Here is a 14850-nt window from a genome sequence, read left to right on the forward strand (position 1 = left end):
GTGCGCCCCCTGCCCGGCCAGCCAGCGTGCGCACGGCGCCGAACCGCAGCCGATCTCCAGGACTCGCTTGCCGGTTATCTCCCCGAGGAAGCGCATGTCGCCTTCGTGCAGCCCCTCCGGGCACCAGACGAATTCGCCGTCTGGGGAATCCACGCCGAGGAAATCGGCGTGCGTCTCGTGATACTGGCCTGCGTCGGCGTCCCACCAGCGGCGACTGGCCTGTTGACTGGCGGCCGAGCCGATCCGGGTGCGCGCGGTTCCCGCGGTTCCGAGCAGTGTGTTTGCCTCTGCATGGCGATCTTCCGACACGCCGTCAGCGTATCCCGGCGTGGCGGCCGGACCGGTTTGCCCGCCTGGACCAAGGTCGCGTACGCTGAACGCGCGAGTGCCTTCTGTACAGCCGTACCGGAGTAAACCACCCGCGCTGAGTTTCACGTGCGTTACGTGCGGTACGTTCCTAGTGTCCGTCTTCACACCACCGCGGTGAATTCGCCAGCGTACCGAAAGTTCCAATGTCCGCAACCGACCACAATCCGTCCGGAGCAAACCGACATATGCCCACCACCGTCACCTCGCCGCAGGTAGCCGTCAACGACATCGGCTCCGCCGAGGATTTCCTCGCCGCCATCGACGCCACGATCAAGTACTTCAATGACGGCGATATCGTCGAAGGAACCATCGTCAAGGTCGACCGCGACGAGGTCCTGCTCGACATCGGTTACAAGACCGAAGGCGTCATCCCTTCCCGCGAACTCTCCATCAAGCACGATGTCGACCCGAATGAGGTCGTTTCCGTGGGTGATGAGGTCGAGGCTCTTGTTCTCACCAAGGAGGACAAGGAAGGCCGCCTGATCCTGTCGAAGAAGCGGGCTCAGTACGAGCGCGCGTGGGGCACGATCGAGGAGCTCAAGGAGAAGGACGAGGCCGTCAAGGGCACCGTCATCGAGGTCGTCAAGGGCGGCCTGATCCTCGACATCGGTCTCCGTGGCTTCCTGCCCGCCTCGCTCGTCGAGATGCGTCGTGTCCGCGACCTCCAGCCGTACGTCGGCAAGGAGATCGAGGCCAAGATCATCGAGCTGGACAAGAACCGCAACAACGTCGTTCTTTCCCGCCGCGCATGGCTCGAGCAGACCCAGTCCGAGGTCCGCAGCGAGTTCCTGCACCAGCTGCAGAAGGGCCAGGTCCGCAAGGGTGTGGTCTCCTCGATCGTCAACTTCGGTGCCTTCGTGGACCTGGGTGGCGTCGACGGCCTGGTGCACGTCTCCGAGCTGTCCTGGAAGCACATCGACCACCCGTCCGAGGTCGTCGAGGTCGGCACCGAGGTCACCGTCGAGGTCCTCGACGTCGACCTGGACCGCGAGCGGGTTTCGCTCTCGCTCAAGGCGACCCAGGAAGACCCGTGGCGTCAGTTCGCCCGGACCCACGCGATCGGCCAGATCGTGCCCGGAAAGGTCACCAAGCTGGTCCCGTTCGGTGCGTTCGTGCGCGTCGAAGAGGGCATCGAGGGCCTGGTGCACATCTCCGAGCTGGCCGAGCGCCACGTGGAGGTCCCGGACCAGGTTGTCGCCGTCGGCGACGACGCGATGGTCAAGGTCATCGACATCGACCTGGAGCGTCGCCGGATCTCGCTGTCGCTGAAGCAGGCGAACGAGGACTACCACGCCGAGTTCGACCCGTCGAAGTACGGCATGGCCGACAGCTACGACGACCAGGGCAACTACATCTTCCCCGAGGGCTTCGATCCCGACACCAACGAGTGGCTCGAGGGCTTCGACAAGCAGCGCGAAGAGTGGGAAGGCCGCTACGCCGAGGCGGAGCGTCGCCACAAGATGCACACCGCTCAGATGGAGAAGATGGCGGCCGACGCCGCGGCCGAGGCCGCGAACGGTGGCGGTTCGTCCAACTACTCCTCCGAGAGCGGCGGCACCGCGCAGGCGTCCTCCTCGTCGTCCAGCTCGACCGAGTCGGCCGGCGGTTCGCTGGCCAGCGACGCGCAGCTGGCGGCACTGCGGGAGAAGCTCTCCGGCAACGCCTGATAGACACCTGTGACGAAGGCCCCGGTCCACTGGACCGGGGCCTTCGCCCATGTCGGGGCCGTGGCGGCCCATCCGCCCGGTATTCTGAACGATGATGTCCGATGCCGCTGTTGAGCTCCCGTCCACTGCCTGGGAGCGCAGGAAGATCGAGGCGATGAGCCGGATCCAGCGGGTCGCGCTGGATCTGTTCGACGAGCACGGGTATCGCAATGTCACCATCGAACGGGTCGCCGCTGCGGCCGGGGTCTCGCCGAGCTCGGTGTACCGCTACTTCGGCACCAAAGAGATGCTCGTGCTGCACGACGAGGCGGACCCGAAGGTGCTGGAGGCGATCCGCACCGCCGGCGGCGGCACCACCGTCGAACCCGCCGGCCTGATCGCCGTCGCGCGGATGCTCGTCCCGTTGTTGATCGAATCGCTGCTGACCGAGGAGTCGGAGCGGCGTATCCGCCAGCGGCTGCAATACACGGCGGCGATCCCCGAGATCAAGGTCGGCCAGACCAAGCAGATGCGCGAGCTGGAGGACCAGTTCCGGACCCTGTTCGCCGAACGAACCGGTTTCGCGCCCAACGACTTACGGGTACGGATGGCCGCGGCCACCGCGGTCTGGGGTTGTGTCGCCGCGTTGGACCATTGGGCCGGAACGGGTTTCGCGGGGCGGCTGAAGGACGTCTACACCGAGGCCATCGGATCGATCATCGATCAGATCGAGACCATGTTCCGCTAGTCACGTCTTCCGCTTCGGCAGCCACCAGTTCCAGCGCCCGAACAGCCGCATGAACGCGGGCACCAGCACCAGCCGCACGAGCACCGCGTCGATCGCGATGGCGACCGCAAGCGCGAACCCGATCTGCTTGAGCTCCAATACATTCGCGGTCACGAAGCTGGCGAAGACGGCGACCATGATCGCGGCGGCCGCGGTGATCGGCCTGGCCGTGCGTTGCAGCCCATCGGCGACCGCCGCGGCGTTGTCGTGGTGGACATCCCAGTGTTCCTTCATCCGGCGGATGAGGAATACCTCGTAATCCATTGACAGGCCGAACAACACCGCGAACACCAGCATCGGCAGATAGATCTGGAGGAACCCGGTGCTGTGGAAGCCGAGCGCGGACTCGCCGATGCCGTGCTGGAAGACCGCGACCGTAATGCCCAGTGCCGCACCGGTGGCCAGCAGATTCAACACGATCGCCTTCACCGCCAGCACGATGCTGCGGAACGCGGCGACGAGGAAGGCGAAGGAGACGGCCAGCACCAGCGCGATCACCCAGGGAAATCGACCGGTGATCCGTTCGGACACATCGACGAACAGCGCGGTGGTGCCGCCGATGCGCACCTCGGCATCACCGAGAGACGCTGCGCGGGAACGCATATCGGTGACCAGGTCGGACGCGGCGGTGGACCCGAACGCGGCGCGCGGGACGACGGCCGCGAACATCCGGCCGTCCGCGTACTGCGGCAGCACGGTGGCGATGCGGGGGTCATGGGAGAGTTCATTGATGAACCGGTCGGCTTGCTCGCGTGCCGCACTGGTCAGCGGTGCTGCGTCCGCGCCCGTCGCGACCACCTCGATGGGGGCGAGCAGCCCAGGGGTGAAGTTCTTTTCGACCAGGGCGATCGCCTGCCCGGCGGGGCGATCGGTGAGGGCGTCGGTGCCCACGTCGACGCCGTAGCGCAGGCCGGTGAGCGGCGCCGCCGCCACGACCAAGAGCGCGACGCCGACCGTGCCGAACAGCACCGGCCGTGCCATCACGGTGTGCGCCCACCGCGCCCATGCGCTCGACGCCGCCGCGGATCGCACCTCGGCGGGACGCATCCGCTCGGGCAGCGCTCCGCGATTCACCGCCGGGCCCAACGTCGCGAGCAGTGCGGGCAGCAGCGTGAACGCGGCAGTCATGGTGGCGATTACCGCGGTGACCACGCCGACGGCGATGCCGTTCAGCATCGGCAGTCCGACGACGGCCAGCGAACACAGCGAGATCATCACGATGAGTCCGGAGGCGAGCACCGTCCGGCCGGTGGTGTCCATCGCCGCGCCGACGGCCTCGTGAATGGCGTTGCGGTCGCGGCGGTTTCGGACGCCACGGCGGGTCAGCTCCTCGTTGAAGCGGCTGACGATGAACATCGCGTAGTCGATCGCGGTGCCGGTGGCGATCATCGTCGCCACCGAGAGCACCAGGGAGTCGAAGGCGAGGAAGGTCGTCAGGCCGAAGAGCGCGCCGACGGCTACCGCGATGCCTGCCGCGGTCACCGTGATCGGTAGCAGAGCCGCGGTCAATGCCCCGAGTGCCAGCACCAGCAGCACCGTCGCCACGGGGATGCCGAGGGTTTCCGCGCGTTGCAGGTCGGCCGTCTCGATCTGCATCATCTCGGACTGGATCGGCGCGTACCCGGTGAGCATGACCTGGGTGCCTGCACCAGGTCCGGTCTCGATGGCCGCCCGCAAATCCTGCACGACCCGCACTCGGGCCGAGATGTCACCGTCGACGCCGATGATGCCGAAGGCGGTGTGCCGGTCGGCGGATATTTGGGCGGCATTGCCGTCGAACGGGCCGATGGCCCCGGCCACGCCCGAGGTCTGCCTGGCGACACTGATCGCCCGATCGATCGTCGCGCGGTATGCCGGTGTGTCGACGGTGCCCTCGGCGGAGTGGAAGACGATCAGGTCCTGCTCGATGCCGAACCGGGAGAAGTGTTCCGCGACAAGATGATCGACCGCGACCGAGTCGGAGCCCGGCACCGAATAGTCGGGGGTGCCGAGCCGGGCGTGCAGCGCGGGATACGCCGCGCCGCACACCACGACCAACAGCAGCCAGACGCCGAGCACGACCTTGCGATGCCTGGCCATCGCGACTCCCCACCGCCCGGCCGCACCCCACCGCTGAGTCGGAGCGGGCGGTTCCGGCCGATCGAGGATGGTGGGTTGTGCCATCGCCCCTCCAGGGATCGCTATCTGACAGTCACTATCAGGTACTGCCTGTCAGCATAGGAACAGCGAGGGAAAATTAGCAAGGGACTGTCATGAGAGGAGTCGGTCCGGCAAGGTCCTCGTCTCACATGCGGTGCGGCGGCCCGGGTGTGTCGGGGACCGCCGCACCGCATCGGCATGGCGGCGGCAGGCCGGGGTACGCCGGGGTGATGCCGCCGATCGGTCGACTAGCGGGCAGGCGCCACGCGTCGAAGTCAGTTGTCGGCGCGGCGCTTCCGCTCACCTTGATGGGTGACACCGGTTCGCCGCGAGGGCTTCGTGGTCCCACGCTGCACCTGCGGCGTGGTGGTCGGCGCCCGCAGCGGGCCGACCGCCTGGGCGGTGGTGAGGGCGACGACCTGGATCTGCTCCAATCGCAGGCCGAGTCCGGCGAGCCGGGCGATCACGCCGAGGCGATGTTCCGGCAGGCCCGGTCGAATCGGCAGGGGGTCCTGGCCGGGCCTGCGCAGCACGTAGGTCCTGTGTTCGGCGTCGAAGTCGATCGGCGCGCCATCGCGCACAGCGCGATAGGCGTCGAGGTCCAGGTCGTTGTGCCGGACCGGATCGATCATCAAGGCGTCGATCAACCGCTCGGCGTGCGCGAGGCGCATGTCCCGATCCGGCGGATCCAGGTGTTCCACCTGCCGCGCGACCCGCCACCGATAGCCATCGGCGGCGGCGCGCAACAGGTACCGATGCCGTTCGATCTCAGCCGCCAGCTCGACCAGCCGCTCGACATCGACAAACATCGGTTCACGCGGGTCGGGCATCGAAGCTGGAACGTCAGGCATTGCGCCTCCTCGGTCGAGTTGCCAATTACGTTGGGCAACAACTCGATCGACGTCCGACCTGGTTTCTATTGTGGCAGAGGGGTACGACAGGTTTCGGCTAGCCGTGCCGCGGGCGGTCGGCTGCTTCAGTAACCGACGGTGAAGCGGCGCTGGAGGTAGCGCGGCTGTTCGACTTCGTCCAACAGGGCGACGGCGAGATCCTCGGCGGAAAGATCGGGCGCCCCGTCCGCGGCGATGAGCAACTGGTCGCCGCCGACGCGGAAGCGACCCGTTCGAGTGCCGGGGTTGATCCGGCCAGCCGAAGGGCTGAGATAGGTCCAGTTGCGATTGGACAATCGGTAGACGTTCAACGCGTCCCGCAACGCCCGCACCACCTCGGCGTACTCGGCGGGCACGCCGAGATCCTCGGTGAGGGTGCGCACGAAGTCCGCGCCGGTGTCGACCAGTTGCAGGCCGGGTGCGATCTCCAGGCTGCCCGCGCCGCCGACGGCGATCACCCGGACCCGCGGCTGCCGTTCGAGCGCCCGAACCATCGCCTGCGCTCCGACCACGAAATCGCCTGCGCGCGCGATGGTATCGGCGATGCCGTGCCCGGCGTTGACCGCGCTGATCACCACGTCGAGGCCGGAGATGGCGGCCGCCACGCTGTCGGCGTCGAGCCAGTCGGCGACCTGCCAGGTCACGGTGCCGCGCTCGGTGGGGAAGCGACCGGCATCCCGGCTGAACGCGGTCACCCGATGCCCGCGCCGCGTTGCCTCGTCGACGGCGCGGCTGCCGATGACGCCCGTCGCGCCGAAAATCCCGATGTCCACGATCCACTCCCTAAACGCTGTCCAGTTACTACACGCCGTTCAGTAACGACACGGGTGATAGTAGCCAAACGCTGTAGAGTGTCAACCGTGGTGGAGGCCGTGAAGAGTCGCAGAGAGCGCATGCGTGAGCAGGCGTCCGGGGAGATCAAGGCCATTGCTCTGCGGTTATTGGCCGAGGGCGGCCCCGATGCGGTCTCGTTGCGCGCCATCGCCCGCGAGATGGGCATGACGGCCGGCGCCATCTACGGCTACTACGCCACCCGCGACGACCTGATCTCCACCCTGATCTCCGACGTGTACACCGCCCTGGTCGACCGGGTCGAGGCCGCGCGCGACGCGGTCCCCGTCGACGACCCCGCCGGGCGCATCGTGGCGTGGGGTGAGGCCGTGCGCGACTGGGCAATCGAGCATCCCGCCGAGTTCCGGCTCATCTACGGCGACCCGGTGCCCGGCTACCAGCCGCCGCCGGGTGGCCCCGCCGCCACCGCCGCATTGCGGGCGTGCACCGGCCTCGTCGGTCTGACCGCCGCCGCGTGGCCCAGCGCGGCGAAGCACCAAAACCTCGGCGACACAACATGGTCCGACTTCGACGCGGGTCTCGTCGCCCACGTCCGCGCCGACTTCCCCGAGTTGCCGCCTGCCGCACTCGGTCTCGCGCTACGCATGTGGGGCCGTATGCACGGGCTGATCGCGTTGGAGGTCTACGGGCACCTGGTTCCCCAATCACTGGACCCCGCAAAGCTTTTCCACCTCGAGATGCTCGATCTGGTCCGCTCGCTCGGCCTGTAGCCGGTATATGGGCTGCTGAGGGGAACGGTCGTCGTGAAGACCTCGTGGTAATTGTTTTCTGGATGGTTGCTCGCTGCGCGCGGACCGGGTCCGTCAGACCCCGAGGTAGCCGAGGGTCGCGGCGAACATGATGCCGGTGAACAGTGGCCAGAACAGGATCTTCGGGAGCAGGTTGTCGCGCCAGGCGAGGGCTTTGCTGAAGGCGCCGTGCAGCAACATGGTGGCGTTGAGTGCGACGAGCAGGGTCATCACATAGAGGGTGAAATACCAGTACTCGATGTAGGAGATGCCCGCGGAGCCGATTTCGGTGCGGGCGGCGTTGTCGTTGACCGCCACGACGAGCACGGTGGACACCGAGAAGGTGATGATTGCGAAGGCGGTGAAACCCGAAATGGGTCGGCGGTCGGGGTCGGTGGTGATCACGAACAGCGACAGGAACATCAGGACGGCGAGCAGTAGCACCGGCACGATCCGGCCGAGCATCGGTCCGAGCAGGCCCCGGCTGACGCCGACGTTGAAATACAGCTCGTCGGTATTGGACAGCCCGGGATGGGACAGCATGCTGTATTCCTGACGGTTCAGGCTCCACACCGTGTAGTCCGGTGTCCAGTCGCCGAATACGAGGTCGGGGTCCAAGCCGTTGAGGGCCTTGCCATCCCACGGCGGGAACGATTCGAACGAGGGCACCAGCTGGACCGGATGGATCATGTCGACTGGGCGCATCCGCAGCCAGATGTCCTGGTGATCTAGCGGATAGTCCTCATAGTTGAATTGCTGCCGGATGACCGTAGAGAACGACCAGACGATCACGCGGTTCTCCCCGAGCGGATACTCGAACACCTTTTTGGGGCAGTGCGGGTCCTCGGCCTCGAGTAGCAGGACGCCTGACTCGATGTCGTCCGGAAATCCTGGCGGGATGTGCTGCCAGATATGTCCGGTGGCTTTCACGTTGTGGGCATTGATGAATTGCAGCGCGTTCAACAGCACGCCGGTGGATACCCGGGGCACGACGCGATCCTGGGGGAGATGTGGCGTCACCGCGGCTTCCGCCTCGGCGTAGCTCGACACCGTGACGCCCTTCTCCGCGACCGGCGCGTGCCTGCTTCCGGCGTGGGTCCAGGAGTACACGGTGCCTGCGGCCAGTGTCAGGGACACGACGGCGGAGGCGAGCCACAACCACAGCTTCGCCTTCGGCGCGCAGCGCGAGACCACCTCCCTGATCGACACAGCCAGGAGGTTAGCTCGAGGTTAGCCATCGGAGCGGGATCCGCCGGAACGGCGGGGATGTCGCGCCCGACTCGGTGCATGTGTCTGAATTCACTTATAATGCTAATGAAAATCATTACCGATAGTCTACGATGCTGACATGGCTTTTTCTCGGATCGGGATGTGTGCTGCCCCAACGGCATTCGTGGCGAGCGCGCCGGCCCGTAGCCCGGTGGACGGGGTGCCGCCGTCCGGGCGGCTGCTCGATTCGCCCAACGACATCGGAGTTCTATGAGCAACGCACTGCACATCCTCACGCGCACCGATCTGGCCGATATCGACATCCCGCCTGCCGAGGTCATCGACCTGGTCGAGGACGGCTACCTGGCGTACGCGCAGGGCGATTCCCGCTGCCCGGTGAAGCTGATGATGCCGATCCCGAAGACCGAACGCGACGCGGTGTCGTATTCCATGCTCGGCTACGACGGTTCGCTCGAGCAGCTCGGTTTCAAGACCTCCTACCGGCAGGGCAGCGAGAGCGCGGACAAGTACTACACGACGATCAGCCTCTACGACGACACCACCGGCCTCCCGTTCGCGTTCATGGACTGCCAGCGCGTCGGTGCCTCCCGCACGCCGGCCACCACCGCGATCATCGCGAAACACTGTGCCCGCGAGGGCGCTACGAGCGCGCTGATGATCGGCACCGGTATCCAAGGCCGTAACACGTTGCCGTACTTGCTGACCGCCCAGCCGAACCTGGAGCGGCTGCGGTTGTTCGGTACCCATCCGGACGGTATCGCGGAAAGCATTGCGGCACTGCGCCGCTGGTTCCCAGACCGGGACATCGAACTGGTCGACGATGTGCCCGCGGCAGTCGCCGAGTCCGACATCGTCGTGGTGGCCTCCGGCCGGGCGGCGCATCCGAAGGTGCGCACCGAATGGCTGCCGCCGGGTGGGCTGCTGATCTCGGTAGCCAGCAAGGGTGTCGAGAGTGGCGCCTTACGCGCGGCCGACTACGCGATCGCCACCAGCACAGGGCAACTGGGCGTCACCGGTACCCGGCTTGCGGGACCGGAGGGGCAGCCGGTGATCGATGCCGAACTGCCCGACATCGTGGCGGGGCGGGTGCCGGGACGGTCCGGCGCCGACGATCGGGTGTTCGCGTTCGCCAGCGGCATGATCATCACCGACATCCCGGTAGCGCACGCACTGGCGACGCGCGCGGTGGCGGCCGGACGTGGACAGCGGGTGGAACTGTGGTCCTGAACGCCGCACTCCTCGATCTGCCCGCACTGCCTGCGCTGGAACAGGAATGGCAGCACCGGGTGCGCACGGACCCGCAGCTGCTCTTCGACATCCACCACGCCGTCGGTGGCCCGTTCCACGTCGTCTATCCGGAGCAGTTCGCGCGAAATCTGCGCTCCTTCCAGAAAACCCTCGCCGGACACGGTGTGCGCGGCCAGGTCTACTACGGCAAGAAGGCGAACAAGGCGGGCTGCTGGCTGCCCACCATCGCCGATCTCGACGGTGCCGTCGATGTCGCCAGCGAGCCCGAACTGGTGCACGCGCTGGCGCACGGCATCCGCGGCCGCGACATCGGGGTGACCGGGGCGGCCAAAACCGATGCGCTGCTGCGGCTGGCCGCCAGGCACGACTGCGTGGTCGCCATCGATGCCCTCGACGAGCTGGCCCGGGTGGCGGAGATCGCGCGGACTGCGGGTCCGGTGCGGATCCTGTTGCGGCGGTTGCCGCCGAACGCCCCGCACAGTCGATTCGGTTTGTCGGCAACAGATCTCGAGACCGCGATCACGCTGTGTGCGCAATGGCGGCCGCAGCTCGAGTTGATCGGGTTCTCGTTCCACCTCGATGGTTACGCCGTCGCACCGCGGGCCGAATTGGCCTACGACTTGATCCAGCTGTGCGCCAAGACGAAAGCGCAAGGCTTGCCGATCACCGCCCTCTCTATCGGCGGCGGCTTTGCCTGCCGCTATGTCGGAGACGACGATTGGCAGGCTTTCCTGGCCCATCGGCGCGACGACTGGTTCCACGCGGGCAAGCGATTCGAGAAGTTCTATCCGTACGCGCAGGAGCCGACCGGCGCCGACATGCTGGACGCCATCCTTACTATGGGCTTCGACGGTCGCACACTGGCAAGTCACTTGCGCGACAACGACATCCAGCTGTTCATCGAACCCGGCCGGGCGCTGCTCATCGATGCGGGCTTCACCGTGTTCCCCGTCCTCGGCTTCAAACAGAACGCCGACTACGGCATCACCACCGTGCACGGGCTCAGCATGAGCGTGTCCGAGCAGTGGAAAGGCAGCGAGTTCCTGCTGGATCCGATCCTGGTGCCCCGGCGCACGGACCCGGCCGCGCAACCGATCGCCAGCTGCGTCGGCGGCGCGAGCTGCATGGAGTACGACGTCCTCACCTGGCGCAAAGTGCCGCTGCCGCAACGGCCCGCACACGGTGACCTGCTGCTGTATCCGAATACGGCGGGCTACCAGATGGACAAGAACGAGAGCGAATTCCACCAGCTCCCGTTGCCGCCGAAGGTAGTCGTCACACATCAGGAAGGCCGGTTCCTGTGGCGCTTGGACAGGTAGACACGCAGGAATACGTGAACGCGCACCCGCGAGCGGCTGCGCGCGACGCGGTGGCGCATCTCCCACGGCGTCGGGAGAACGTCGTCCGCTCGGCCTCCGAGCTCATCGGCTCCACCCCGCTGCTCGAACTCATCCGCACCGGCACCGGTACCCGCCTGCTGCTGAAGCTGGAGCAGTTCAACCCGACCGGCTCCGCGAAGGTACGCATGGCGCGGGAGATGGTGCTGCAGGCCGAACGCAGCGGCGAATTACGCCCAGGCGGGCACATCGTCGAACCGACCTCCGGCAACACCGGCACCGGACTCGCGCTCATGGCACTGGAACGCGGCTACACCTTCACCGCCGTGGTCGACGGCCACGCCGCCGTGGACAAGCTGCGCGCGATGAAAGCGATGGGCGCGCAGCTGGTTTCGGTGGACAGCGGCACCGGCGGCGGCCCGAGCACCGTCGAGCGCAGGCGGATCGCCGCGGAGATCGCCGCCCGCACCGGCGCGTACCGCCCCGACCAGCACAACAATCCACACAACAACGCGGGCTACCGCGAACTCGCCCACGAACTGCTCGCCGATATCGACACCGACGTCGACTATCTGATCGGCGCCGTCGGGACCGGCGGATCCCTCTGCGGCACGGTCGAAGAACTCCGCAGGCTCGGCTCGCGGGTCCATGCCCTCGGTGTCGAACCGATGGGCTCCATCATCTTCGGCGGTGCGGCCGGCGGCTACTGGCAGACCGGCGCGGGCAGCCCCGCCGGATTCCCGGTGGGCGGCAACGTCAAATACGACGCCATCGACGAGGACTGCCGAGTCGGCGACATCGATGCGTTCGCCACCGCCCGGGTGGTCGCGCGGCGCACCGGCATCCTCGTCGGCGGAACCGGCGGCGCCGCAATCCATGTGGCGTTGCGCCGTCTCGTGCATGTGCCCGCGGGCAGCACGGTCATCGTGCTGGTGTGTGACGCGGGGGAAAAGTACCTCGACACCGTGTACGACGACGACTGGCTGCGCGAACGCGGCCTGCTGGACCGGGCGGCGCAACAGCGCATCATCAGGCTCTGCCGGGCGTACGACGAATCGGTGCGGCTGGCGGCATACAGCGTTCGGACGGGAGCTTAGGCCACATGGCGTTTCGAGAGTATCGAGCCATCGTCGCGCTGGCCGCGCCGATCGCGGGTATCCAGCTGGCCCAGGTGGCGCTGACCACGGTCGATCTGGCGATGATGGGGCTGCTCGGCGTCGCCGCCGTCGCCGCTGGCGGGCTCGCGCTGCTGCTGTACAACCAGCTGCGCACCATGTGCGTCGGCATGATCACCGGCGTCGGGAACATGATCGCCGAGGTCGTCGGCGGTAGCGAAAAACGCACCGGGCGAGGTGATCTCGACGAGCAAGCGCGCGCCGAGATCCGTGGGTTCGTGCGCGCGGCGGCCTTCGTGGCGACGGTGACGTCGACGGCGGGCGCGCTGCTGCTGATCGCGCTGGGCTACGCGTTGCGCTGGCTCGGCCAGGCCCCGGACGTGCTCGAGCTGGCCCGCCCCATCATGTGGACGCTCGCGCCCGGCCTGATACCCATGCTCTGGCTGAACGTGTTGCGGCAGTTCGCCGTCGGCATGCGCCGGGCGGGCTCACTGTTGCGGGTGACGCTGCTGTCGATCGGCGTCAACGCACTGCTCAACGCGCTGTTCATCTACGGCTGGTTCGGCGTGCCGAAACTCGGCCTTGCCGGAATCGGCCTGTCCACCACGCTCGTTCAGCTCTGGACGTTCGGCATCTACCTGCGTACCGTCCGGCGCGACCCGCTGCTCGGCGACCTGCTGTCCCTGCGCGCGTGGCAGGCGGACCGGGCCACCGTGACGCGCATCGTCCGGATGGGTACGCCGATCTCGTTGACCTACGGCGCGGAAGCGGCGATCACCTCCATCGCCGCAGTGCTGATGGGCAGCTTCGGACCGGTGGCGCTGGCCGCGAGCAACATCGTCAACCAGCTGGCCTACATCGTCTACCAGGTCAATATCGGTCTGTCCCAGGGCTCTTCGATCCTGGTGAGCCGCACGGTCGGGCAAGGCGACCGGCATGCGGTGGCGGCCATCGCGCGGCGCACTGTGCTGCTGGGCTTCGCCTTCATGACCCTCGTCGGCCTCGGCTACGTGCTGTTCCCCGGCGCCGTTCTCGCGCCGTTCCTCGGCTCGCACCACGACGACACCGCCGTCATCGCCGCCGCTTCGACGCTGCTGTGGTTCGCGATCATCCAGCAGTACTGCAAGGGCTCGCAGAACCTGTCCATCGGCCTGCTGCGCGGCATCGGAAACACCAAGGCGGGGATGCAGAGCACGCTGATCGGCTACTTCGCCATCGGGGTACCCGCCATGGCCGTCTTCGGGTTCGGGCTCGGCTGGGACGGACCCGGCATCTGGCTCGGGCTCTGCCTCGGCTTCGGCGCCACCGCCGCGCTGGTGTGGCGGAAATTTCTGCGCGGTGCCGCCGACATGGCCACGCCCACGCGGGAATCCGTGCCCGCGAACCGGTGAAAGCGGGCAAAAGGTGTGAAACACGCAGAACGGCGGGATAATTCGGGCAGCCCTCCGGCAACCAGGCGGAATCACCCTCTCGCACCGTGCTTTCGCCCACCTCGCGAGCCGGCTAAACGATCTTTCTCTGCGGTGTCGCAGCACGTCGGGTAGGGTCGGCGCGGATCGCGAAATTCTGCTCGACAGCCCTGGCGGAAAGGTCGGCCGAAGAGATGTGCGCAGCGGGGCCGTTCAGCGGGCTCAATCGCAGACAATTCCTAGCGAAGGCGGCGGCGGCCGGTGCGGTGGGCGCGTCGGCTTCCTTGGCCGACCCGATCATCGAACGGGCCTACGCCGCCGACCCCGCCGGCCTGGGCGATATCGAGCACCTCGTCTCGCTCATGCAGAAGAGTCGCTCCTTCGACCGCTCGGCACCGAATATCGCAAAACCGGTGCTGCCGGACCCGAAACCGAAAATGGATGCCGCGGTCGCCCAATGCGGCCCGAATATCGCGTTGGGTACGGCGGAGACCGGGATCCCTTATCCGGTGCCGCCGAATTCGATGCCGACACAACAACCCGGTACCCGGCGCGAGCCGAGCGGGTTGATTCGGGCATGAGAGTGGCCCAGCCCTGGCGGGGGCTGGGCCACTTCTCGACGTGTACGCCTCAGCTCGCGGTGGCGGGCACCCACCGGACCGACGGGACGGCGGAGCGTTTTCGCATAGCGGCGAAGCTGTGCCGGGCCGGGCTGATCAACGCGCTGAACCATGTGCGGCGGTGTTCGGCTAACGCGGCCGCGACGGCGGGGATCTGGGTGCAGTGCACACCACCCGCCATGCCCAGGCGGTGGCGAGCCGTCTGGTTGTATCTGGTGCCCAATGATGTTCCTTTGCTTGCTGGTGCTGGCGCCCTGGATCGCCACGGCGAAGATTAGCCGAACGAAAGTGCCGTGCAGAGTATTTTGCGCAAGTAATTGGGTCGGCGTGTCGGAAAGTTGTCGCCCGAGTACCGGGTCCGGCCGGAATTGTTGCGAAATGGTCTCGGCCTCGTCACGGATCGGGCAATTACGGCGGCGGCAGGTGGAAAGCGCGGGCCGGATGGGTAATCCGGCTGATTGTGTCGCCGAAGTCGAACGT

General features: G+C 67.0%; 12 protein-coding genes and 3 pseudogenes. 9 read left to right on the forward strand and 6 right to left on the reverse strand.

The genetic code is table 11. From position 1 onward, the window contains the following. Positions 1–309, reverse strand: a pseudogene (locus NN4_RS11510) (SAM-dependent methyltransferase); the annotation flags it as partial. A gap of 245 nt (positions 310–554) precedes the next feature. Here NN4_RS11510 and rpsA point away from each other — a divergent pair. Then, positions 555–2036: a 30S ribosomal protein S1 gene (rpsA, locus tag NN4_RS11515; RefSeq protein WP_147129916.1), complete on the forward strand. Its 1482-nt coding sequence runs from the start codon at positions 555–557 to the stop codon at positions 2034–2036. A 94-nt stretch (positions 2037–2130) separates the two neighbouring features. Then, positions 2131–2763 carry a TetR/AcrR family transcriptional regulator gene (locus tag NN4_RS11520; RefSeq protein ID WP_186818371.1) on the forward strand — a complete coding sequence of 211 codons (633 nt, stop codon included), beginning with the start codon at positions 2131–2133 and terminating at the stop codon, positions 2761–2763. On the opposite strand, the gene NN4_RS11525 is transcribed toward NN4_RS11520, so the two are convergent. The 3 genes from NN4_RS11525 to NN4_RS11535 all read right to left on the reverse strand — a co-directional run bounded on the left by NN4_RS11525 (position 2764) and on the right by NN4_RS11535 (position 6604). Then, positions 2764–4965: an MMPL family transporter gene (locus tag NN4_RS11525; protein ID WP_147129918.1), complete on the reverse strand. Its 2202-nt coding sequence runs from the start codon at positions 4963–4965 to the stop codon at positions 2764–2766. It lies immediately after the preceding gene. A 251-nt stretch (positions 4966–5216) separates the two neighbouring features. Further along, positions 5217–5792: a hypothetical protein gene (locus NN4_RS11530; RefSeq protein WP_147129919.1), complete on the reverse strand. Its 576-nt coding sequence runs from the start codon at positions 5790–5792 to the stop codon at positions 5217–5219. A gap of 125 nt (positions 5793–5917) precedes the next feature. Further along, a complete protein-coding gene (locus NN4_RS11535) occupies positions 5918–6604 on the reverse strand; it encodes an NAD(P)-dependent oxidoreductase (RefSeq protein WP_147129920.1) in 687 nt (228 codons plus the stop codon). A gap of 99 nt (positions 6605–6703) precedes the next feature. On the opposite strand from NN4_RS11535, the gene NN4_RS11540 reads away from it, so the two are divergent. Further along, entirely contained in the window at positions 6704–7393 is a 690-nt protein-coding gene (locus tag NN4_RS11540; protein WP_246180826.1) for a TetR/AcrR family transcriptional regulator, read from the forward strand. 93 nt (positions 7394–7486) lie between these two features. On the opposite strand, the gene NN4_RS11545 is transcribed toward NN4_RS11540, so the two are convergent. Continuing rightward, positions 7487–8620, reverse strand: a complete 1134-nt coding sequence (locus tag NN4_RS11545; protein ID WP_147129922.1) for a hypothetical protein — start codon at positions 8618–8620, stop codon at positions 7487–7489. Between the two features lie 270 nt (positions 8621–8890). Here NN4_RS11545 and NN4_RS11550 point away from each other — a divergent pair, with 270 nt between their 5' ends. The 6 genes and pseudogenes from NN4_RS11550 to NN4_RS46895 form a co-directional block, all read left to right on the forward strand. Beyond that, positions 8891–9868: an ornithine cyclodeaminase gene (locus tag NN4_RS11550; RefSeq protein WP_147129923.1), complete on the forward strand. Its 978-nt coding sequence runs from the start codon at positions 8891–8893 to the stop codon at positions 9866–9868. Next, positions 9859–11208, forward strand: a complete 1350-nt coding sequence (locus NN4_RS11555) for an alanine racemase (protein ID WP_147129924.1) — start codon at positions 9859–9861, stop codon at positions 11206–11208. The genes NN4_RS11550 and NN4_RS11555 overlap by 10 nt, the downstream gene beginning before the upstream one ends. Before the next feature lie 50 nt (positions 11209–11258). Next, positions 11259–12323 (forward strand): PLP-dependent cysteine synthase family protein, encoded by a 1065-nt coding sequence (locus tag NN4_RS11560; protein ID WP_147130035.1) that lies wholly within the window; start codon positions 11259–11261, stop codon positions 12321–12323. A gap of 5 nt (positions 12324–12328) precedes the next feature. Continuing rightward, a complete protein-coding gene (locus NN4_RS11565) occupies positions 12329–13732 on the forward strand; it encodes an MATE family efflux transporter (RefSeq protein ID WP_147129925.1) in 1404 nt (467 codons plus the stop codon). A 212-nt stretch (positions 13733–13944) separates the two neighbouring features. Further along, positions 13945–14031 (forward strand): annotated as a pseudogene (locus NN4_RS46890) (twin-arginine translocation signal domain-containing protein); the annotation flags it as partial. 108 nt (positions 14032–14139) lie between these two features. After that, positions 14140–14331: pseudogene (locus NN4_RS46895) on the forward strand (phospholipase); the annotation flags it as partial. A 49-nt stretch (positions 14332–14380) separates the two neighbouring features. Here the strand turns inward: NN4_RS46895 and NN4_RS11575 are convergent. Further along, positions 14381–14593 carry a hypothetical protein gene (locus tag NN4_RS11575; protein ID WP_135236016.1) on the reverse strand — a complete coding sequence of 71 codons (213 nt, stop codon included), beginning with the start codon at positions 14591–14593 and terminating at the stop codon, positions 14381–14383. Positions 14594–14850: the final 257 nt, after the last annotated feature.

The sequence above is a fragment of the Nocardia ninae NBRC 108245 genome, from assembly GCF_007990755.1.
In the GTDB taxonomy this organism is placed as follows: Bacteria; Actinomycetota; Actinomycetes; order Mycobacteriales; family Mycobacteriaceae; genus Nocardia; species Nocardia ninae.

Bases quoted from the DNA above. Each gene is read 5' to 3' on its own strand.
- NN4_RS11530 (WP_147129919.1), bottom strand. From the start codon at position 5,792: ATGCCTGACGTTCCAGCTTCGATGCCCGACCCGCGTGAACCGATGTTT.
- NN4_RS11525 (WP_147129918.1), bottom strand. From the start codon at position 4,965: ATGGCACAACCCACCATCCTCGATCGGCCGGAACCGCCCGCTCCGACT.
- rpsA (WP_147129916.1), top strand. From the start codon at position 555: ATGCCCACCACCGTCACCTCGCCGCAGGTAGCCGTCAACGACATCGGC.
- NN4_RS11550 (WP_147129923.1), top strand. From the start codon at position 8,891: ATGAGCAACGCACTGCACATCCTCACGCGCACCGATCTGGCCGATATC.
- NN4_RS11565 (WP_147129925.1), top strand. From the start codon at position 12,329: ATGGCGTTTCGAGAGTATCGAGCCATCGTCGCGCTGGCCGCGCCGATC.
- NN4_RS11520 (WP_186818371.1), top strand. From the start codon at position 2,131: ATGTCCGATGCCGCTGTTGAGCTCCCGTCCACTGCCTGGGAGCGCAGG.